At 72.3% G+C, this 20319-nt stretch carries 19 protein-coding genes and 1 pseudogene; 8 read left to right on the top strand and 12 right to left on the bottom strand.

Annotated elements, in window-relative coordinates; translation table 11 throughout:
* Positions 1–25: 25 nt before the first annotated feature.
* A complete protein-coding gene (locus tag HUN59_RS05915; protein ID WP_174777832.1) occupies positions 26–649 on the bottom strand; it encodes a TetR family transcriptional regulator C-terminal domain-containing protein in 624 nt (207 codons plus the stop codon).
* On the opposite strand from HUN59_RS05915, the gene HUN59_RS19945 reads away from it, so the two are divergent.
* Positions 610–1107, top strand: a complete 498-nt coding sequence (locus tag HUN59_RS19945) for a TetR family transcriptional regulator C-terminal domain-containing protein (RefSeq protein WP_174777835.1) — start codon at positions 610–612, stop codon at positions 1105–1107. The genes HUN59_RS05915 and HUN59_RS19945 overlap by 40 nt on opposite strands.
* Before the next feature lie 84 nt (positions 1108–1191).
* On the opposite strand, the gene HUN59_RS05905 is transcribed toward HUN59_RS19945, so the two are convergent.
* A complete protein-coding gene (locus tag HUN59_RS05905) occupies positions 1192–2424 on the bottom strand; it encodes an ABC transporter permease (RefSeq protein ID WP_174777833.1) in 1233 nt (410 codons plus the stop codon).
* Positions 2421–3179 (bottom strand): annotated as a pseudogene (locus HUN59_RS05900) (ABC transporter ATP-binding protein); the annotation flags it as partial. The gene HUN59_RS05905 and the pseudogene HUN59_RS05900, both read right to left, overlap by 4 nt.
* Before the next feature lie 53 nt (positions 3180–3232).
* Between HUN59_RS05900 and HUN59_RS05895 the strand changes: the two are divergent.
* Positions 3233–3379 carry a hypothetical protein gene (locus tag HUN59_RS05895; RefSeq protein ID WP_174777834.1) on the top strand — a complete coding sequence of 49 codons (147 nt, stop codon included), beginning with the start codon at positions 3233–3235 and terminating at the stop codon, positions 3377–3379.
* On the top strand, positions 3376–4608 hold the full coding sequence (locus HUN59_RS05890; RefSeq protein WP_174777833.1) for an ABC transporter permease: 1233 nt from the start codon (positions 3376–3378) through the stop codon (positions 4606–4608). Before HUN59_RS05895 ends, HUN59_RS05890 begins: the two co-directional genes overlap by 4 nt.
* An 84-nt stretch (positions 4609–4692) precedes the next feature.
* On the opposite strand, the gene HUN59_RS05885 is transcribed toward HUN59_RS05890, so the two are convergent.
* Together HUN59_RS05885 and pnuC are read right to left on the bottom strand one after the other, a co-directional pair.
* Complete coding sequence (locus HUN59_RS05885; protein WP_174777832.1) at positions 4693–5316, bottom strand: TetR family transcriptional regulator C-terminal domain-containing protein; 624 nt, start codon at positions 5314–5316, stop codon at positions 4693–4695.
* 111 nt (positions 5317–5427) lie between these two features.
* Positions 5428–6093 (bottom strand): nicotinamide riboside transporter PnuC, encoded by a 666-nt coding sequence (gene pnuC, locus HUN59_RS05880; RefSeq protein ID WP_174777831.1) that lies wholly within the window; start codon positions 6091–6093, stop codon positions 5428–5430.
* A gap of 83 nt (positions 6094–6176) precedes the next feature.
* Between pnuC and HUN59_RS05875 the strand changes: the two genes are divergently transcribed.
* Positions 6177–6716 carry a hypothetical protein gene (locus HUN59_RS05875; RefSeq protein WP_174777830.1) on the top strand — a complete coding sequence of 180 codons (540 nt, stop codon included), beginning with the start codon at positions 6177–6179 and terminating at the stop codon, positions 6714–6716.
* A gap of 10 nt (positions 6717–6726) precedes the next feature.
* Here HUN59_RS05875 and HUN59_RS05870 read toward each other — a convergent pair whose 3' ends face one another.
* Together HUN59_RS05870 and HUN59_RS05865 are read right to left on the bottom strand one after the other, a co-directional pair.
* Positions 6727–7233: a hypothetical protein gene (locus HUN59_RS05870; protein WP_174777829.1), complete on the bottom strand. Its 507-nt coding sequence runs from the start codon at positions 7231–7233 to the stop codon at positions 6727–6729.
* 130 nt (positions 7234–7363) lie between these two features.
* Positions 7364–8017: a 3-beta hydroxysteroid dehydrogenase gene (locus HUN59_RS05865; protein ID WP_206609179.1), complete on the bottom strand. Its 654-nt coding sequence runs from the start codon at positions 8015–8017 to the stop codon at positions 7364–7366.
* A gap of 143 nt (positions 8018–8160) precedes the next feature.
* On the opposite strand from HUN59_RS05865, the gene HUN59_RS05860 reads away from it, so the two are divergent.
* Positions 8161–8715, top strand: coding sequence for a TetR/AcrR family transcriptional regulator (locus HUN59_RS05860; protein WP_152999532.1), 555 nt, complete (start codon positions 8161–8163; stop codon positions 8713–8715).
* Between the two features lie 12 nt (positions 8716–8727).
* On the opposite strand, the gene HUN59_RS05855 is transcribed toward HUN59_RS05860, so the two are convergent.
* Positions 8728–9612, bottom strand: a complete 885-nt coding sequence (locus tag HUN59_RS05855; protein WP_174777828.1) for an aminoglycoside phosphotransferase family protein — start codon at positions 9610–9612, stop codon at positions 8728–8730.
* A 191-nt stretch (positions 9613–9803) separates the two neighbouring features.
* On the opposite strand from HUN59_RS05855, the gene HUN59_RS05850 reads away from it, so the two are divergent.
* The 3 genes from HUN59_RS05850 (at position 9804) to HUN59_RS05840 (ending at position 14751) form a co-directional block, all read left to right on the top strand.
* Positions 9804–11573 (top strand): hypothetical protein, encoded by a 1770-nt coding sequence (locus tag HUN59_RS05850; RefSeq protein ID WP_174777827.1) that lies wholly within the window; start codon positions 9804–9806, stop codon positions 11571–11573.
* A gap of 145 nt (positions 11574–11718) precedes the next feature.
* Entirely contained in the window at positions 11719–13224 is a 1506-nt protein-coding gene (locus tag HUN59_RS05845; protein ID WP_174777826.1) for a cryptochrome/photolyase family protein, read from the top strand.
* 195 nt (positions 13225–13419) lie between these two features.
* Positions 13420–14751, top strand: coding sequence for a GNAT family N-acetyltransferase (locus tag HUN59_RS05840; protein ID WP_174777825.1), 1332 nt, complete (start codon positions 13420–13422; stop codon positions 14749–14751).
* A gap of 177 nt (positions 14752–14928) precedes the next feature.
* Here the strand turns inward: HUN59_RS05840 and HUN59_RS05835 are convergent, their stop codons facing one another.
* The 4 genes from HUN59_RS05835 to HUN59_RS05820 are packed head-to-tail and all read right to left on the bottom strand — an operon-like array spanning position 14929 to position 20295.
* Complete coding sequence (locus tag HUN59_RS05835) at positions 14929–15927, bottom strand: ABC transporter permease (RefSeq protein ID WP_058742326.1); 999 nt, start codon at positions 15925–15927, stop codon at positions 14929–14931.
* On the bottom strand, positions 15924–16862 hold the full coding sequence (locus HUN59_RS05830; RefSeq protein ID WP_174777824.1) for an ABC transporter permease: 939 nt from the start codon (positions 16860–16862) through the stop codon (positions 15924–15926). The genes HUN59_RS05835 and HUN59_RS05830 overlap by 4 nt, the downstream gene beginning before the upstream one ends.
* Positions 16859–18631: a dipeptide ABC transporter ATP-binding protein gene (locus HUN59_RS05825; RefSeq protein WP_174777823.1), complete on the bottom strand. Its 1773-nt coding sequence runs from the start codon at positions 18629–18631 to the stop codon at positions 16859–16861. The genes HUN59_RS05830 and HUN59_RS05825 overlap by 4 nt, the downstream gene beginning before the upstream one ends.
* Complete coding sequence (locus tag HUN59_RS05820; RefSeq protein ID WP_174779389.1) at positions 18628–20295, bottom strand: ABC transporter substrate-binding protein; 1668 nt, start codon at positions 20293–20295, stop codon at positions 18628–18630. The genes HUN59_RS05825 and HUN59_RS05820 overlap by 4 nt, the downstream gene beginning before the upstream one ends.
* Positions 20296–20319 lie beyond the last annotated feature (24 nt).

Here is a 20319-nt window from a genome sequence, read left to right as displayed (position 1 = left end):
CCAGGCCGTCGCCGGTCGCGCCCGTCTACCGGACCGCGACCTCGTCGAGGTCCCAGGCCGCGGCCTCCTGCTCCCGCCACCCGAGCCGCAGGGTGCGCACCGACCGGTCGTACTCGACCAGCACGTCCAGGTAGGGCCGCACGAGCATCTGGATCTGCAGCCCCTCGTAGACCGCCAGGAGCTGCGTCGCCGCCTGGTGCGCGGGGATCCCGAGTCGCTCGGTGCCCGCGCGCACGTCGGCCTCGAGGCCATGGGTGAGCTCCTCGACGAACTCCTCGAAGCGCTTGCGGAAGAGCTCCGCGAAGTCCCCGTCGGCAGCCGCGATCGTCAGCACACCAGCCATCAGCCGGACGAGGCCCGGGTCGGCGACGTCCTCGGCCAGCGTCGTCCGGACGTGGTCGACCGTCGTGGCCGGGGTCGTGCGTGCGGTCCCCCGGAGCTGGATCCACCGGTCGTAGGTCACGAGCAGCAGGCGGTCCCACGACGGGAACAGGCGGTCGACGTCCTCCGGCCGGACCCCGCAGGTGTCCGCGACCACGACCGCGTCGACCATCTCGAAGGCGTACAGCCGGTAGGCGCGGATCGCGCCGCGCACGATGCGTTCGGCGAGTGCCTCCTCGTCGACGAGGTGCACGTCGGGGTCCGTCATCCGGACAGTCCACAGGAGACCGCTCGTTCCTGTCACATCCTCGTTCGGGGGGGACCGCACGCACGACCCCGGCCACGACGGTCGACCACGTCCGGACGACGCTGGCCGAGGACGTCGCCGACCCGGGCCTCGTCCGGCTGATGGCTGGTGTGCTGACGATCGCGGCTGCCGACGGGGACTTCGCGGAGCTCTTCCGCAAGCGCTTCGAGGAGTTCGTCGAGGAGCTCACCCATGGCCTCGAGGCCGACGTGCGCGCGGGCACCGAGCGACTCGGGATCCCCGCGCACCAGGCGGCGACGCAGCTCCTGGCGGTCTACGAGGGGCTGCAGATCCAGATGCTCGTGCGGCCCTACCTGGACGTGCTGGTCGAGTACGACCGGTCGGTGCGCACCCTGCGGCTCGGGTGGCGGGAGCAGGAGGCCGCGGCCTGGGACCTCGACGAGGTCGCGGTCCGGTAGACGGGCGCGACCGGCGACGGCCTGGAGGCACGTGGCGGGCCCGCCCCGCGCCTCCAGGCCGACGTCGACCCGGCCACGGGACGGTCAGCGACCGGTGCGCGGGGTGCGGTGACGCCGCCAGGCGGCGATCTGCCGCAGCGTGACCTTCGAGCCGTACTGGGCGACCGAGTGGCGGAACAGGTACTCGGCGAACCAGAGCAGGAGCGCCGCGGTGGCGAACACCTCGACGATGCACACCACGGACTCGGTGACGGTGAGCGTCCCGACGGCGTTCCGGACCATCGCGGTGATCGGGGTGAAGGTCGGGAAGTACGTGAAGAACGCCGCGATCGGGGACCCCGGGGTGGTCATCACGAAGAACGCCGCGTACAGGGGGATGATCAGCGCGAAGATCGCCGCGGACTGCAGCGTCGAGGCGTCCTTGATCGACGGGACGGCGGCGCCGACGGCCACGAACAGTCCGGACGCGAGCAGCACCCCGCCGACGAGCAGCAGCGCGCCGACGACCATCTGCCACGGGTCCACGGTCAGGCCGCCGAGCCGCGCGGCGACGAGCGGCAGCCCGACGAGCGCGACCGCGAGACCCGGCACGACGAACACCCCGACCTGCACGAAGCCGACGAGCAGCATCGCGACGACCTTGCCGCGGATCAGGTCACCCGCCGTGACCGTCGTCAGGATCATCTCGGAGATGCGGTTCTCCTTCTCCTCGACGACCACCGTCACCATGCGGGTGGCGAGCAGCACGACGATGCCGAAGAACGCCGCGACGTACAGGAAGGGCGGCACGATCGACAGCCAGCCGGGCGCGACGTGTCCGTCGGACCAGGTGCGGAGGTCGGTGTCGGGGGGTGAGCGCAGGATCGACACCGACTCCGGGTCGTCCACCGACGCGGCGACGCTCCGCTCGAGGACCCGCTCGGCCAGGGTCGAGTAGCCGCCGTTCTCGAAGAGCCCGCGGTCGGCGGCCTCGATGCGGATCGGGGTGCTCGACGGGGTCCTGGGGTAGACGACGAACAGGTCGAGTCGCCCCGCACGGACAGCCGCCTGGTCGGCCTCGGGGTCGGTGGACGGTGAGCCGCCCCACTTCGCCGCGACCGAGCGGTCGACGAGCCCGGAGTGGTCGACGTAGTGGAACGGGGTCTTCGCGGCCGAGGAGCTCGAGCTGACCGAGTCCGCACCGGCGGCCTGGCCGACCCCGACGAGCAGCGACACGACGACCACGACCAGGGGGAGTGCGAGCGTGCCGATCCAGAACGCGGGCTTCTTCACGGCGCGGACGAACTCGAACCGGACGACCGTCCCGAGGCGGCTCACGCGGCTGCTCCTCTTGCGCCGGTGCCGGTGCGGGTCTTCTCGTGCTCGCTCGCGGTGGCCACGTCGTCGTGTCCGGCGTCGTGGCCGTAGACCTGCACGAAGATCTCGTCGAGGGGGATCCGCCGCATCGTGAACCCGGTCACGTGCACCCCGGCGGACACGAGCGCGGCGAGGACGTCCGACCCGTCCGGCACGGCGGCGTCGGTCAGGGCGAGGTACGCCACGTGCCCCTCGTGCCGGACCACCCGGTACAGCGGCGACTCCGGCACGCTGCCGTCGAGCGTCACGTGCGCGACCGCACCGCCGAAGGCGTCCTGCACCTCGGGGATGCTGCCGTACGCGGCGGCGCGCCCGTCCTTGAGCAGGAGGATCCGGTCGCACAACCGCTCGACCTCGTCCATGTGGTGCGTCACGAGCACGACCGTGGCGCCGTCGGCCTTCCGCTCGGCGACCAGGTCGAGGAGCAGCCGGCGGTTGACCGGGTCGAGGCCCTTCGTCGGCTCGTCGAGGATGAGCAGGCGCGGGCGGTCCATGATCGTGATGCCGAGCTGCACCTTCTGCTGTTGCCCACCGCTGAGCTTGTCCACGCGGAGCTTCGCGCGGTCCGCGAGCCCGACGCGCTCCAGGTAGGCGGTGCTCCACGCGGTCGCCTCGGGACGGCGCAGGCCACGGAGCATGCCGAAGTACGTCATCACGTCGATGACGGACTCCTTGCGGTAGAGCCCGCGCTCCTCGGGCAGGTAGCCGATGCCGCCGGTCGCCGGACGGGTCGGACGTCCTCGCCGCGCTCGTGTCCGCCGGGGTGCACGTGACCGGGTTCACGATGCGGCGGATCCCCCTCGACGAGATCTTCGTGCAGGTCTACGGCCACGACGCCGGACACGACGACGTGGCCACCGCGAGCGAGCACGAGAAGACCCGCACCGGCACCGGCGCAAGAGGAGCAGCCGCGTGAGCCGCCTCGGGACGGTCGTCCGGTTCGAGTTCGTCCGCGCCGTGAAGAAGCCCGCGTTCTGGATCGGCACGCTCGCACTCCCCCTGGTCGTGGTCGTCGTGTCGCTGCTCGTCGGGGTCGGCCAGGCCGCCGGTGCGGACTCGGTCAGCTCGAGCTCCTCGGCCGCGAAGACCCCGTTCCACTACGTCGACCACTCCGGGCTCGTCGACCGCTCGGTCGCGGCGAAGTGGGGCGGCTCACCGTCCACCGACCCCGAGGCCGACCAGGCGGCTGTCCGTGCGGGGCGACTCGACCTGTTCGTCGTCTACCCCAGGACCCCGTCGAGCACCCCGATCCGCATCGAGGCCGCCGACCGCGGGCTCTTCGAGAACGGCGGCTACTCGACCCTGGCCGAGCGGGTCCTCGAGCGGAGCGTCGCCGCGTCGGTGGACGACCCGGAGTCGGTGTCGATCCTGCGCTCACCCCCCGACACCGACCTCCGCACCTGGTCCGACGGACACGTCGCGCCCGGCTGGCTGTCGATCGTGCCGCCCTTCCTGTACGTCGCGGCGTTCTTCGGCATCGTCGTGCTGCTCGCCACCCGCATGGTGACGGTGGTCGTCGAGGAGAAGGAGAACCGCATCTCCGAGATGATCCTGACGACGGTCACGGCGGGTGACCTGATCCGCGGCAAGGTCGTCGCGATGCTGCTCGTCGGCTTCGTGCAGGTCGGGGTGTTCGTCGTGCCGGGTCTCGCGGTCGCGCTCGTCGGGCTGCCGCTCGTCGCCGCGCGGCTCGGCGGCCTGACCGTGGACCCGTGGCAGATGGTCGTCGGCGCGCTGCTGCTCGTCGGCGGGGTGCTGCTCGCGTCCGGACTGTTCGTGGCCGTCGGCGCCGCCGTCCCGTCGATCAAGGACGCCTCGACGCTGCAGTCCGCGGCGATCTTCGCGCTGATCATCCCCCTGTACGCGGCGTTCTTCGTGATGACCACCCCGGGGTCCCCGATCGCGGCGTTCTTCACGTACTTCCCGACCTTCACCCCGATCACCGCGATGGTCCGGAACGCCGTCGGGACGCTCACCGTCACCGAGTCCGTGGTGTGCATCGTCGAGGTGTTCGCCACCGCGGCGCTCCTGCTCTGGTTCGCCGAGTACCTGTTCCGCCACTCGGTCGCCCAGTACGGCTCGAAGGTCACGCTGCGGCAGATCGCCGCCTGGCGGCGTCACCGCACCCCGCGCACCGGTCGCTGACCGTCCCGTGGCCGGGTCGACGTCGGCCTGGAGGCGCGGGGCGGGCCCGCCACGTGCCTCCAGGCCGTCGCCGGTCGCGCCCGTCTACCGGACCGCGACCTCGTCGAGGTCCCAGGCCGCGGCCTCCTGCTCCCGCCACCCGAGCCGCAGGGTGCGCACCGACCGGTCGTACTCGACCAGCACGTCCAGGTAGGGCCGCACGAGCATCTGGATCTGCAGCCCCTCGTAGACCGCCAGGAGCTGCGTCGCCGCCTGGTGCGCGGGGATCCCGAGTCGCTCGGTGCCCGCGCGCACGTCGGCCTCGAGGCCATGGGTGAGCTCCTCGACGAACTCCTCGAAGCGCTTGCGGAAGAGCTCCGCGAAGTCCCCGTCGGCAGCCGCGATCGTCAGCACACCAGCCATCAGCCGGACGAGGCCCGGGTCGGCGACGTCCTCGGCCAGCGTCGTCCGGACGTGGTCGACCGTCGTGGCCGGGGTCGTGCGTGCGGTCCCCCGGAGCTGGATCCACCGGTCGTAGGTCACGAGCAGCAGGCGGTCCCACGACGGGAACAGGCGGTCGACGTCCTCCGGCCGGACCCCGCAGGTGTCCGCGACCACGACCGCGTCGACCATCTCGAAGGCGTACAGCCGGTAGGCGCGGATCGCGCCGCGCACGATGCGTTCGGCGAGTGCCTCCTCGTCGACGAGGTGCACGTCGGGGTCCGTCATCCGGACAGTCCACAGGAGACCGCTCGTTCCTGTCACATCCTCGTTCGGGGGGTACCGCGCTGCACGGTCGTCCCGGCCGCCTGGCCGTCCTGCCGGCGGCCCGGCGGCGCCTCAGCCGACGGTGACCGGCGCTGCCGACGGCCGGACGCGCTGGCGCATCCAGACGAAGAAGCCGGTCAGCGTGAAGACTCCGTAGAAGACGTACATCAGGCCGGAGGCGTAGTACCCGGCCGAGAACAGCAGGGGTACACCGACCAGGTCCACGGCGACCCAGATCAGCCAGAACTCGACCCAGCCCTTCGCCATGCCGTACGTCGCCAGCAGTGAGCCGACGAAGATCCACGCGTCGCTCCAGACCGGCTCGTACGAGCCGAGGGCGCGGAACACCGGGGTCAGGAGCGCGGTGCCGCCGACCATCGCCAGGACGAGCAGGCCGCGTGTCCGCCACGAGGCCCAGCGGGGCTCGACGACGGTGACGCTGTCGTCCGCGCGGTGCGTCCAGCGGTACCAGCCGTAGACGCTCACGGCGATGAACATCACCTGGCGGCCGGCCTGCCCGAGCAGGTTGACGGGGTTCGGGGTGTCGAACAGGGCGCCCATGAAGACGGTGAAGAGCAGGGCGTTCCCGACGATGCCGACCGGCCACGCCCAGACCCTGCGGCGCATCCCGCCGAGGGCGCTGAGGAGCCCGAACACGTTGCCGACCACCTCGCGCCAGAGCACGGTCTGGTCGCCGATGACGAGCTGCGCGTCGAACAGCCACCGCACGATGCCCATGGGCCCTCCTCGTTCCGGGACGGTGCAACGGTCGGGGCCAGGCGTGCATTCCGCGGGCGCCGGGCCGGGCTACGCTCGAGGACGTGGTGGACCAGGGCGGCACGGAGGGGGTGCGGCGCACGCGCGAGCTGCTCGACGCCGCGGCCGATCGGCTCCGGGACGCCGGGGTGCGGGACGAGGCCCTCGCCGAGTACGTCGAGCCGCGCGCCGTGCTCGGGATCCGCCGCGACCCGACGATGCGCCCGCTCGGCCGCGTCTGGCGCGTCGGGGCCCTGCTGCTCGGATCGTCCCGAGAGACCACGGGCCGGGTCTGGGCCACCGCCCGCATCACCCGCGTGACCGATCCGGGCCGGACGCAGTTCGTGTCGGTGTCCGCCGAGGTGCGCCGCGCCTACCGGGCCGCCGCGGCGAAGGGACACTTCCACGAGAACGACACCGTCAACCACGGTGCGGTGCCCATCCCCCTCGACGACACGCTGCTCGACGCCGACGGTGTGCTCGCGGTCGTCGACGGCGAGCCGGTCGTCCGGTGGTCGCCCACCGCCGGCACGGTGCCGCTCGAGGGGTACCTGCGCGACCGGGTGTCGCTGCTGGTCGATCCGCCGCGGGGTGCGACCGACTGACGACGCCCGGTCAGCCGCCGTACTGGGCCGTCGCCACGACGTTCGAGCCGGACTCGCGGCACGCGGTGGTGAGGAGCTTCTGCTGGAGCTCCCACTCCGGGCCGTCCTCGATCGCGGGGCCCGCTGCCGGCGCCGGGTGCGCGTCGAGGTACCGCTGGACGGAGTCGATCGCCCGGGTCATGCGCGTGTCCGACGACTGCAGGTGCTCGTACCCGAACCGAGCCGAGCGGACGAGGGCCAGCCGGTCGGACTCGCTGACCTCGCCCACCTGCTGCCCGGCGACCGCGTTCAGGAGGACGGTGCTCAGCGCACTCACGGTCCCGCAGACGTGGGCCGCGGACAGGTCCTGCTGCATCGGGTCGCTCGGTTGCTGCGTCTGCGCCGCGCTCGGCGTCGCCATCGTCTCCGTCGCGGGCGCAGCGCTGTCGGTGGAGCCGACGCTGCAGCCGGACAGCAGTCCCCCGACGAGCAGGACGACCACGGCGGCGAACGGACGGACGGTGTTCGGGTTCCCCATGAGTCGATCCTGTCGGACCGGCGCGACGGGATCGGTCGAGGTGACCGGATCGAGACGTCGTCGATGCACGATCGTGACCCGGCTCGCCGTGCCGCCCGGAGCGCCGCCGCGAACCGAGTTGAGCCGAGCACTACAGGGCGGCCCATTCGTCGAAGGACGGCCCGACGATCTCGACGTCCGGCCCGGGCAGGAGCGCCCCGTCGCGGAACGCCCGCCCGAGCGCCCCCGGGATCCGCATCGGCACGACGTGCCGCGCGAGGGCGGGGAGCGCCTCGGTCATCGCCCGGAGCGTCGTGACCTGCGGGCCGGCGACCTCGAAGCGCGATCCTCGGCGCGTCCCCGTGACGACCTCGCCCACGACACCGGCGACCGAGTCCAGCGCGACCGGAGCCACCGCCATCCCGGGAACGAGGGCCATCCGCCCGAGCCGGAACCGCTCGGCGTTCTGCGCCGCGAACTCGTGCCACTGCGTCGAGCGCACGACGGTCAGCGCTGCCCCCGTCGCCGCGGCGGCCCGCTCCTGCGCCGCCTTCCCGGCGAAGTAGCCGTACCCCTGCACCTCCGACCGCTCGCACCCGACGATCGAGAGCAGGACGTGTCGTGCGCCGACTGCTGCCGCGGCGGACCCGATCGCGGTCGTCGACCGGACGAAGAATCCGGTCGCTCGTCTGCGGCTCGTCGTGAACCGCCCCGTGGCCTCGACCACGACGTCTGCGCCCTGGAGCGCGGCTGCCACGTCGTCGCGCAGGACGTCGAGGCCGGTCCGGCGGGATGACACCTGCACCGTCCATCCGCGCGCTGCGATCGCCGCCCCGATGGCTCGACCCGATGCTCCTCCGCCGACGACGACTGCGCGCACGACACCCTCCCGATCGTTCCTCTACAGATGTAGAGAACAGTACGATGTCGGAGCGGGGAAGGAAACCCATGGGACGACGCGAGGACCTCGCCGACGCGGCGGTCCGCCTCGTCGCGCGCAGCGGCGCACGGTCGCTCACGCATCGCGGCGTCGACGCCGAGGCCGGCGTCCCGCCCGGGTCGACGACGTACTACGCCTCCACCCGCCGTGCCCTGGTCGCGCTCGTCGCGGCACGGATCACCGAGCAGCTGGCCTCGGACGTCGCCGGGCTCCGACTCCCGGAGGCCCCGGACGACATGACGGTCGTGACCGTCGCCACCGGGTTCCTCGACACGCTCGCCGCCCGAAATGATGCGCAGGCCGCCCGGCTCGCACTCCTCGTCGAGCTGCGCGACGACGCCGAGCTCCGTGCACCCCTGACCGGGGCGGATCCGGTGCGCGACGAGCTCGTCCGCGCAGCTCGGACCCTGCTCGACGGCATCGGCGTGGTCGATCCGGATGCGGCCGCACCGGACCTGGTCGGGATTGTCGACGCCCTGCTGCTCTACCGCATCGGTGCGGTCGGCCCGGTCGACCCCACCGCGGTGCTCACGGCCTACGTCACCGGGCTCCCGCGCCGCTGACGCCCACCACGCTCACCCAGCGAGGAGGTCGACCACCGCTGCTCGCACCATCGCACTGCGGCCGTCGTCGAGCGCGCCGCGGCTGACGGACCACAGGGCCGACTCGACCAGCCGTGCCGTGCACCAGGCGGCGATCCGGTCGGCGGGCTCGCCGGTCGTGTCCGCGAGGACGGCGACCCGATGCCGCACGGCGTGCAGGGGATCCTCCGCGCGGAACGGGTCGTCGACCTGCACGAGCAGCGGGCACAGGTCGTAGGCGGGGTCGCCGACCATCGGCTTCGGGTCGATGACGAGCCATGGCTCCCGCCCCGCCGCGAGCACGTTGCCGGGGTTCGCGTCGCCGTGCACGACCACCGACGGCACGGCACCGCTCGGCAGCGTGCGGAGCAGGTCTGCGCCGCGGCGCACGAGTTCCGGGTCGAAGGGCGGCGTGAGCTCACGCATCCGGTCCTCGGCGAGCGACGCCCACCCGGTGGCGACGTCGGTGACGGACACGAAGGTGTCCTCGTCGGGGACCCCGGCGGCCCAGAGCCGGGTGAGCAGACCGCCGGCGGTGCGCAGGCGGTGTTCGACCGACAAGCCGTCGCGCTCCCCGAGCCGGGTGCCGGGGTCGCAGTGCTCGAGCAGCAGCACGAAGGGATCGTCCGGGTCGACGTCGAGCAGGCGGACCGCTCCGGCTCCGTCCCACCAGGCGAGTGCCGCGGCTTCGTGCTCGGCCTCGCGGTGCGGCAGGGACAGCTTGAGGACGGCATCGCCGCCGTCGGGCAATCGCACGGGCACGACGTGCGAGACGCTCCCGCCGGCGTACGGCTCGCCGGGACGCAGGTCCCAGCGCTCGACCGCTCGTGCGAGCCTGCGCGGGACGGACGCACGCCAGTCCTGCTCGGTCGGCCACATGCGCGCATGGTACCCACCGCCGGACCGTGAGCGACCGGGCGGGCGCACCCCGCGCCTCCTGTCCGGCCCCCGAACGGGGTACGTCCTTGTCCGCCGCAGCACCGACTGCCGCGGCGTCCGGGCGGGTCTACCGTCTGTTGCGGGCGGCAACGGGGCCGCTCGAAGACGAATCGAGCATCATGCAACGACGGATGAGCACGCTCCTCGCGACGATCACGGCGGTCGGCCTGGTCGGCGCCCTGGCGCCGGCCCTGCAGGCGCAGGCCGCTGTCCCGACCAGCGACGTCCCAGACTTCGGGGGCAACGTCAAGGTCTACGACCAGTCCACTCCCGCGTCGACGATCCAGGCCGACGTCGACGCGGCCTTCAACGCGCAGCTCCGCAGCAGCACGGCACAGTTCGGCTCGCAGCGGTACGCCTTCCTGTTCAAGCCCGGCAGCTACGGGCGGGTCTGGGCGAACCTGGGCTTCTACACCTCGGTGGCCGGTCTCGGGAAGAACCCCGACGACGTGACGATCTCCGGCGCGCTCAACGTCGACTCCGGTTGGAACGCCGGCGACGAGAAGAACGCCACACAGAACTTCTGGCGGTCGGCGGAGAACCTCTCCGTGGTGCCCGAGGGCGGGACCGACCGGTGGGCGGTGTCGCAGGCCGCTCCGATGCGGCGGGTGCACATCAAGGGCAACCTGACCATGGGGCCGTCGAACCAGGACGGCGGGCAGGGGTACTCGTCGGGCGGCTACATCGCCGACTCGAAGGTCGACGGCACCGTCACGAGCGGGTCGCAGCAGCAGTGGTACACGCGGAACTCGACACTCGGCAGCTGGCAGGGCGGCAACTGGAACATGGTGTTCTCGGGGGTGCAGGGCGCGCCGGCGAACGACTTCTCGAAGAGCTACACCACCCTGTCGAGCACCCCGGTCACGCGGGAGAAGCCGTACCTGTACGTCGACTCGTCGAACAAGTACCACGTGTTCGTCCCGTCGCTGCGGACGAACTCCGCCGGGGTGACGTGGCCGAACACGCCGGGGACGGACATCCCGATGCGCAACTTCTACGTCGCGCACCCCGGTGACAGCGCGGCGACGATCAACACCGCGCTGGCGCAGGGGCTGAACCTGTTCTTCACCCCGGGCACGTACCAGTTGAACGCCGCGCTGAACGTCACCCGTCCGGACACCGTCGTCACGGGCATCGGGTTCCCGACGCTCGTGCCGACCGCCGGCAACGCGGTGCTCACCACCGCTGACGTCTCCGGCGTGAACGTGTCGAACCTGGTCGTCGACGCAGGCACACAGAACAGCGCGCAGCTCGTCCGACTCGGCACCAGCGGCTCGCACGTCGACCATGCCTCGGACCCGCAGAGCATCCAGGACGTGTTCTTCCGCGTCGGGTCGAGCATCCAGGGCAAGGCGTCGACGACGCTGCAGGTCGACGCCGACGACACGCTCGTCGACCACATCTGGGCGTGGCGGGCCGACCACGGCGGCGCCGCGACGGGCTGGAACGTCAACACCGGCGCGACGGGCGTCGAGGTGAACGGGGACGACGTGCTCGCCACCGGGCTGTTCGTCGAGCACTACCAGAAGTACGAGGTGCTCTGGAACGGCAACCGCGGTCGGACGATCTTCTTCCAGAACGAGATGCCGTACGACGTGCCGGACAACGCCTCGTGGCAGAGCCCGACCGGTGCCGGGTACGCGGCGTACAAGGTCGCGTCCGGTGTGACGAACCACGAGATCTGGGGCGGCGGCGTGTACTGCTTCTTCAACACGAACCCATCCGTGCACGCCGACCGGGCGTTCGAGACCCCGACGGGCTCGGGCATCCGGGCGCACGGGCTCGTGACGGTGTCGCTCGGGGACACGGGCACGATCTCGAGCGTCATCAACGGCGTCGGCGGGGCGGTTCCGACGCCGGTGGGCAACACGGCGCCGAACCGGCTCGCGTCCTACAACTGAGCGGGCCATCCGACCGACCGGGGCCGTCGACGACACCGGTCGCCGGCAGCCCCGGTCGCCGGCAGCCCCGGTCGCGGGCAACGCCCGGCGGTCGGGGCACACGCGCCGTCAGGCGGTCGTCACGCACCGCCGGTAGCGTCCGGGCATGGAACCCGAGCGCCGCAGCACCGAAGCCGGCAGCACCGTCCGCACCAGGCTCGTCCTCCCCGGGCAGTACGGGCCGCTGTTCGACGACGGCGGTCCGGTGCTCGTCGTCGAGGCCCGCGAGTTCTTCGACGCGCGGCCGATGCACCGCGCGAAGGCGCACCTGTGGCTGAGCGCCCTGCGCCACCGCGTCCGGGAGCTCGGCGACCGCGCCGAGCACGTGCAGGTCGACCGGCTGAAGGACGCCCTCGTCGGTCGCGACGACCTCGAGGTGGTCGACCCGCCGTCCCGGACCCTCCGCGCGCAGGTCCGGCACTGGGGCAAGGGCACCGAGATCCTGCCGAGCCGCGGGTTCATCACCGACGAGGCCGAGTTCGCCGAGTGGGCAGCGCAGGGCACCGGCCGGTTCCGCATGGAGACCCACTACGAGCGGGTCCGCCGCCGCGAGGGCTGGCTGATGCGCTCGGAGAAGCCGAACGGCGGGAAGTTCAGCCTGGACGACCAGAACCGCGAGCCGCCACCGAAGGGGGCGACGACGCTCGGGCTGCCCGAACCGTGGTGGCCGACCGAGGACGAGATCGACGACGAGGTCCGTCGCGACCTGGACCGGTGGGAGCGCGACGGCACCGTGCGCTTCGTCGGCAGGGACGACACCCGGCGCTTCGCGGTCACGGCGGACGAGGCCCGGCAGGCGCTCGACGACTTCGTCCAGGTGCGCCTGGGCGACTTCGGCCCGTTCGAGGACGCCACGCTGACGAACGACTGGACGATGGCGCACTCGCTCCTCAGCGTGCCGATGAACCTCGGCGTGCTCGACCCGTTCGAGGTCGTCGAGGCCGCACTCGCCGCACACCGCGACCACGACGCCCCGCTCGCCAGCGTCGAGGGGTTCGTGCGCCAGGTCGCCGGGTGGCGCGACTACGTCTGGCACCTCTACTGGTGGTTCGGCGACGACTACGGCGCCGAGGAGAACGCCCTCGACGCGCACGAGCACCTCCCCCGCTGGTGGCGGGAGCTCGACGCGTCGGAGATCGACGCGGTCTGCCTGAGCACCGCGATCGAGGGCCTGCACGACCACGGCTGGCTGCACCACATCCAGCGCCTGATGGTCCTCGGCAACTGGGCGCTCCAGCGCGGGTACGACCCGGTGCACCTGACCGAGTGGTTCACGGACGTCTTCGTCGACGGCACCGACTGGGTGATGCCGGCGAACATCATCGGGATGTCGCAGCACGCCGACGGCGGCATGGTCGCGACGAAGCCCTACGCGTCGGGCGGCCGCTACATCGACCGGATGTCGGACCACTGCGGTGGCTGCCGGTACGACCCGACGAAACGGGTCGGCGAGGACGCCTGCCCCTTCACCGCGGGGTACTGGGCGTTCCTGTCGCGGACGGAACCCGCTCTCCGCAACAACAACCGGATGGCGCGTCCGCTCCAGCAGATGCGGAAGCTGGCGGACCTCGACCAGGTGGTGGCCCAGGAGGCGCGGCGCACCATCCCGTGAGGGTCACGGTCCCAGCGTGGCCACACACCGGACGGGAGGCGCGTGGCGGGCCCGCCCCGTGCCTCCCGTCCGGTCCGGACCCGGCCCCGTCGTCGACGGAGCAGACGACGTCGGGTCCGGTGCTGCCACCCGACGGTTCCTGCTCCACCGACAGAGGGAGGCGGCCGCGCGAGCGGCGCCGGTAGGGTCGGGAACGTGAGCAACGAGGCATTCGACGACCGCTACGAGCTGCGCGAGTTCGCGCCGGGCACGGACGAGCAGGGGGCGCCGGACGCCGCGACCGACGCGTGGATGCACGCCGTCGGCCTCGGCTTCCACGAACCGCACCCGAACGCCGAGGTCGCCGCGCTGATGGCCCAGGCGTTCGTCGCCGACCGCGAGACCTGGCTGGGCGTGCACGTCCGTCGTCCGCTCCCGGGGTCCGTCGACGAGACCTGGCCGGCCGGCACCTTCGCGTGGTTCCCGAAGTCCCTGAGCTGGGGCGACGGCCGGACCGTCGAGACCCAGGCGATCTCCGCCGTGACCGTCCGGCCGACCGAACGCCGACGCGGCATCCTGCGCCGGATGATGACGCACTCGCTCGAGCGTGGCGTCGCCGAGGGCTACGCGGTGGCCTCGCTGACCGCGTCCGAGGGCACCATCTACCGGCGTTTCGGGTTCGGCTGCGCGATCCGCGAGCGGGCCGTCCGCGTCCGTCGCGCCCGGGCGCTGCCGTTCCTCGCGCCGACGACCGGCACCGTGACCGTCGTCACGCCCGAGTGGCTCGCGGACGGCACCGCCCGCGCCGTGTTCGACCGGTTCGACGCGCGCACGCCGGGCTCCATGCAGCGGAACACGAACACCTGGCCGATCGTCACCGGGCTGCGGAACGGCGACGGCGAGCCGGCGAAGGACGTCCGCGCCGCCGTGCACCGCCCGGACGGCGCCACCGACGAGGACGCCGTCGACGGCTACGTGACCTGGCGCGTCAAGGAGGGCTCCGGCTGCGACCAGGACACCGTGCTCGAGGTCGTCGACCTGGTCTACGCGACCGACGAGGCGTACCTGTCGCTGTGGGAGTTCCTGCTCTCGATCGACCTGAACGACGTGGTGTCGTACAAGCGCTCGCGCCTCGACGACCCGATCGTCGCCGCGCTCGGGGACAACCGGGCGTACGACGTCGACCACGAGGAGGACCACGTCTGGCTGCGGGTGCTCGACGTGCCCGCGGTGCTGGCCTCGCGGCCGTACGCGGTCGACGGGTCGATCGTGCTCGCCGTCTCCGACGCGATGGGCTTCGCGGCGGGCACCTACCGGCTGGAGGTCGTCGACGGCCGGGGCACCGTGACCCGCACGGCCGCGGACGACTCCGGCGAGGCCGACGTCCGGCTCGACGTGGCCGACCTCGGCGCGCTGCTGATCGGCTCGGTGTCCCCGGTGACGCTCGCGGCCGCGGGGCTCGTGCGGGCGACGGACCCGGCGGCGCCGGCGCTCCTGCGCGCGATGCTGACCCCGGCGCGGGCGCCGCACGGCATCACGTACTTCTAGGGGCGCGGCGGGGCGGCGCCCAGTCCGCGACGCCGAACGCGACGCCGTCCGCGACGCCGTCCGCAAGACGCAACGTGGGCGGGTTCTCGCAGCGACATACCGCTGCGAGAACCCGCCCATGTTGCGTTTCGCAAGAGGGATGCGGCGCGGCGAGACAGGACGGGGACGGGCGCAGCCCTACGCCCGGCGTCGCACCCGGGGGTCGACGAACGCGTAGACCACGTCGACGACCAGGTTCGCCGTGACGATCAGCAGCGCCGAGAACACCGTGAAGCCGACGACGACCTGCAGGTCGAGCGTGTGCACGGCGTCGATCAGGAGCGCGCCGAGCCCCTGCATCGAGAACACCTTCTCGGTGATGACCGCACCGCCGAGCAGCGACCCGAGGTCGAGCCCGAACAGGGTCACCACGGGCAGGATCGCCGTGCGCAGGCCGTGCCGGACGACGACCTGGCGCTCGCGCAGACCCTTCGCACGGGCGGTCCGGACGAAGTCCTGCGACATCGACTCGAGCATCTCGCCCCGGGTCAGCCTGGCGTAGATCGCCGCGCTGATGAACGCGAGCACGCACCACGGCAGCACGAGGTGCGTGACCCACCCGACCGGGTCCTCGGCGAAGGGCACGTACCCGCTCGTCGGCAGCCATCCGAGGGTGAAGCCGAAGAGCAGGATCGCGAGCAGCCCGATGAGGTACGCGGGCGAGGACACCCCGGCGACCGCGACGGTCATCACCGCACGGTCGGCGATCGTCCCGCGGCGGAGCGCCGAGACGGTCCCGCCGGCGACCCCGGCGACGAGCCAGAGCACCGCGGCACCGATCGCGATCGACGCGGTGACGGGCAGGCGCGACGTGATGAGGTTCGTCACCGAGTCGTGCAGCTGGAACGAGTACCCGAAGCACGGCGCCGCGCACGAGATCGTCGAGGCGCCGGAGCCGAACGTGCGGCCCGTGAAGATGCCGCCGAGGTACGCCGCGAACTGCGCGAACCACGGCTTGTCGGTGCCGAGGAACGCCTGCACGTCGGCCAGGCGCTCGGGCGTGCACGGCTTGTCGCAGATCGCCCGCGCGGGGTTCGTCGGCAGCAGCATGAAGAGCGCGTACGTGATCGCCGCGACGACGAGCAGCACGACGACCGCACCGAGGATCCGGACGGCCAGGAACCGGGCGGCGTTCACCGGGCACCCCCTCGCGGGTCGAGGGCGTCGCGCAGGGCGTCACCGAGCACGTTGAAGGCCAACGTGATGAGGAACAGTGCGGCTCCGGGGAAGACGAGGTACATCGGGTCGGTCTGCACCCAGCCGATCGCGTCACCGATGCTCCGGCCCCACGAGGGCGTCGGCGGCGTGACCCCGACGGCGAGGAACGACAGCGCGGCCTCGGCACCGATCATCGACGGGATCGAGATCGTGGCGTAGACGGTGATCGTGGCGGCGAGGTTCGGCAGCAGCTGCGTCCGGATGACGTGCCAGCGCCCGGCGCCCATCGCGGTGGACGCCACGACGTAGTTCCGGGTGACGAGCGAGAGCGTCTGTCCCCGCACGACGCGGGCGACGGCGGGCCAGCCGAAGAACCCGATCGCGAGCACCACGAGGAGCGGCTTCGGGAACGAGGTCGGCACGACCGCGGTCAGCGCGATCATGAACACGAGCGACGGGAACCCGAAGATGACGTCCACCACGCGGGACAGCACCCGGTCGTACCAACCGCCGAGGAACCCCGTGGTCACGCCGACGAGCACGCCGATCACGATCGACATCGCGGTCGCGGCGAGCCCGATGCCGAGCGACGTCCGCGCGCCGTAGGTGACGATCGCGAAGAGGTCGCGGCCGGTCAGCGGCTCGACACCGAACCAGTGCTCGCCGCTCACCCCGCCGAGGGCACCGCGGGGTGCGCCGAAGTCGTTCAGCGCGTCGACGTGGTACGCGTAGGGGTCCTGGCCGCTGACGAGCGCGATGAGCGGCGCCGCCAGGGCGACGACGACGAACACCACGATGACGACCGCTGCGCCGACGGCCCACCGGTCGCGCCGGACGCGGCGGACGACGGCGCGGAACCCGGTCGAGCGTCCGGCGGCCGCAGAGACCGGGCTGTCGACGACGTTCGCGGTCACGGTGCTGCTCCTTCCCACGCACGCCAGGCCTGCCGGCGCTCGGCCTGCCGCACCGGGTCGGCGACCGGCGCCGCCGCGAGCAGCATGCGCGTGTAGTCCTGCTGCGGGTCGTCGAGGACCCGGTCGGTGGTGCCCCGCTCGACGATCCGGCCCTCGTGCAGCACGACGACGTCGTCCGCGAGCTGCCGGACGACCGCGAGGTCGTGGCTGACGAGCAGCATGCCGAACCCGAACTCCTGCTGCAGCCGCGCGAGCAGGTCGAGCACGGCCGCCTGCACGGTGACGTCGAGGGCACTGGTCGGCTCGTCGGCGATCACGAGGGCCGGGCGCAGGGCGAGCGCGCGCGCGACGGCGACGCGCTGCCGCTGCCCGCCCGACAGCTGGTGCGGGAAGCGCTCGGCCCACGTCGGGTCGAGCTGCACGGCCGCGAGCAGTTCGCCCACCCGCGCGGCACGGTCGGCGGCGGAGCCGGCCCCGTGCACGAGGAGGGGCTCCGCGATGCTCCACCCGATGGTCTGCCGCGGGTTGAGCGAGGACGCCGGGTCCTGGAACACGATGCCGACCCGGCTGCGGAGGTCGCGGAGCCGACGCCCCCGCGCGGTGCGCAGGTCGGCGCCCTCGACCGCGACGCTGCCGTGCACGACGGGGACGAGCCCCGCGAGCGCACGACCGATGGTCGACTTCCCGGAGCCGGACTCACCCACGAGCCCGAGCGTCCGCCCGGCGTGGAGCTCCAGGTCGATCCCGGAGACGGTCGGGTCGCCGCGGCGCGCGTAGCGCACCGCCACGTCGCGCAGCTGCGCGACCACCCCCTCCGGACGGGAGGCACGGGTCGTGTCCGTCCCGTCGCCAGCGTTCGCGAGACTCGCGCTCGGCGACGTGTCTCGCGGTCCGGAGCCCGAGACTTGTCGCTCAGGCCGAGACTCGGCCACTGCGCCTGTCGCAGCCGACGGGGCGGACGCGCCACGGGCCTCCCGGCCGGGGTCCGACTCGAGGGCCGGGACCGCGTCGAGGAGCTGCCGCGTGTACGCGGCGGCGGGGTGGGCGAAGACCTCCGTGACCGTGCCCGTCTCGACGGGGTCGCCCCGGCGCATGACGAGCACCTCGTCCGCGACGTCCGCGACCACGCCCATGTCGTGCGTGATGAGCAGGACGGCGAGCGAGCGCTCCCGGCCGAGCGTGCGGAGCAGGTCGAGGATGCCCGCCTGCACCGTGACGTCGAGCGCGGTCGTCGGCTCGTCGGCGATGAGCGCGACCGGGTCGCCCGCGAGCGCCATCGCGATCATCGCGCGCTGCAGCTGCCCGCCCGAGAGCTCGTGCGGGTACGCCTTCCGGATCCGCCGCGGATCACGGAGCCCGGCTGACCGGAGCAGCTCGTCGACCCGGGCCGAGACGCCCGCGCGGTCGAGGTCGGTCGGGTGCGCCCGGACGGCCTCGGCGATCTGTGTGCCGATCGACAGCACCGGCGTGAACGAGTTCATCGGTTCCTGGAACACCACGCCGATGCCGGCACCGCGGACCGCCCGGAGCCGCTCCGCCGACGCACCGACGAGCTCGTCGCCGCGGAAGCGGACGCTGCCGGTCACCCGTGCCTCGGGCGGGAGCAGCCCGAGCACGCTCATCGCGCTCACGGACTTGCCCGACCCGGACTCGCCGACGAGCGCGAGGACCCGGCCGGGCGTCAGCGTGAAGGAGACGTCACGGACGACGGGCTCCGCGTCGCCGAACGCGACGCGGAGCCCCTCGACCTCGAGCAGCGGTGCACTCACTTGGCGAGCGAGACCTTGAGGTAGTTCGGGTACGCCGGGAAGTCCGCGATGCGGAAGTTCTCGACGTTGGAGCCGGCCAAGAAGGACTGCTTCGCGTAGATCAGCGGGACGACGGGGGCGTCCGCCATGATCTTCTGGTCGGCCTCGGCCCACAGCTTCTGGGCGTCGGACTGGTCGATCGTGCCGGTGGCCTTCACGATGAGCGCGTCGACCTCGGGGTTCGAGTACTTCGAGACGTTGTAGCCGCCCCCGCCGATCTGCGACGAGTCGTACAGCGGCTGCAGGTTCGCGTTCGCGCTCGGGAAGTCCGGCTGCCAGCTCGACAGGGAGAGGTCGAAGTCGGTGCCGTTCGTGGTCGCCTGCGTGAAGGAGTCGTAGTCGAGCGGCTTCAGCGTCACCTGGATCCCGGCGCGCTTGAGCCCGGCCTGCAGTGCCTGCGCCTGGGCGAGGTACGTCGGGTCGTTCTGCGACACGAGGGTGAGCTTCAGGTCCTCGGCGCCGGCCTCCTTGAGGAGCTCCTTCGCCTTGTCGACGTCACCCGTGGCGCTCGTCTTGTACAGGTCGTAGTCCTTGCGGCCGGCGATGCCCGGCGTGATGAGCGTCGAGGCGTACTCGCCCGCGAGCGCGCCACCCGCGGCGATCCGGAACGACTTGCGGTCCACTGCGTACTGCAGCGCCTGGCGCACCTTGAGGTCCTGGAGCTTGCCGCGCTGCGTGTTGATCGCCATGTAGGTGATCGGGCCGGCCTTGCTCGTCGCGAGGCGGTCCTGGGCGGACGGGTTCGCGCGGACCTGGTTGAGTTCGGCGGCGCCGAGGTAGATCGCGCCGAACGAGTCCTTCGCGTCGCCGTTGTCGGCGATCAGGCTCTGCGTGGTGGTCGAGGCGTCCTGCGACTCCTTGAACACGATCTTCGACGGCCCCGCGGTGCGGATGCTGTCGGTCTTCGCGCTCCACTCCTTGTTGCGGACGAGCGTGACCTGCGAGCCCTGCGTGTTCGACTCGATCTGGTACGGGCCGGACGACACGGGCTTCGCGTCGTAGGCGCCGGTGTCCTTGCCGTCGCCCTCGGGGACCGGGGCGAACGCCGGCATCGACGCGAGCCACGGCCAGTCGCCGTACGCGCTGTCGAGCTTGAAGACGATGGTCTTGTCGTCCGGGGTCTCGATGCTGTCGAGGGTCTTGCCCTCGAACGGACCCTGGTACTGGCTGCCGCCGACCAGGAGCGACTTGTGGTAGCTCAGGCCACCGGTCAGGTTCGGCGCGAACGAGCGCTCGATCCCCCACTTGATGTCCTTGGTGGTGATCGGGGTGCCGTCCTGGAACTTCAGGCCGTCCTTGAGCGTGTACGTCCAGGTCTTGCCGCCGTCGCTCGACTCACCGGTCGTGGTGGCGAGGTCCGGGACGACCTTCGCGGTCTTGCCCGGCTCGACGTCCCACGTGGTGAGGCGGCGTGCGACGAGGCCCATCGACGTGATGCCGAGGCTCTGGCTCGTGGCCGGGTCGAAGTGCAGCGCGGTCTGCGGCGTGAGGATGCTCAGCGTGCCGCCCTTGGTGGTGCCGGACGATGCGTCGTCCGATGCCCCGCCACCCGAGCAGCCGGTCAGCACGAGGGCTGCGGCGGCGGCGACGGCCGCGGTGATGGTCAAGCGCTTGGGGCGGTGCATGGCGTCCTGCTCCTCGTCGGGGCG

Source organism: Curtobacterium sp. Csp2 (genome assembly GCF_013347165.1).
The sequence above is the reverse complement of the archived record's forward strand: the minus strand, read 5'-3'. Positions and strand labels throughout refer to the sequence as shown.

Coding starts and splice junctions, on each gene's coding strand:
- HUN59_RS05915 (WP_174777832.1), bottom strand. CDS start 649: ATGACGGACCCCGACGTGCACCTCGTCGACGAGGAGGCACTCGCCGAA.
- HUN59_RS05885 (WP_174777832.1), bottom strand. CDS start 5,316: ATGACGGACCCCGACGTGCACCTCGTCGACGAGGAGGCACTCGCCGAA.
- pnuC (WP_174777831.1), bottom strand. CDS start 6,093: ATGGGCATCGTGCGGTGGCTGTTCGACGCGCAGCTCGTCATCGGCGAC.
- HUN59_RS05870 (WP_174777829.1), bottom strand. CDS start 7,233: ATGGGGAACCCGAACACCGTCCGTCCGTTCGCCGCCGTGGTCGTCCTG.
- HUN59_RS05860 (WP_152999532.1), top strand. CDS start 8,161: ATGGGACGACGCGAGGACCTCGCCGACGCGGCGGTCCGCCTCGTCGCG.
- HUN59_RS05855 (WP_174777828.1), bottom strand. CDS start 9,612: ATGTGGCCGACCGAGCAGGACTGGCGTGCGTCCGTCCCGCGCAGGCTC.
- HUN59_RS05850 (WP_174777827.1), top strand. CDS start 9,804: ATGAGCACGCTCCTCGCGACGATCACGGCGGTCGGCCTGGTCGGCGCC.
- HUN59_RS05845 (WP_174777826.1), top strand. CDS start 11,719: ATGGAACCCGAGCGCCGCAGCACCGAAGCCGGCAGCACCGTCCGCACC.
- HUN59_RS05820 (WP_174779389.1), bottom strand. CDS start 20,295: ATGCACCGCCCCAAGCGCTTGACCATCACCGCGGCCGTCGCCGCCGCC.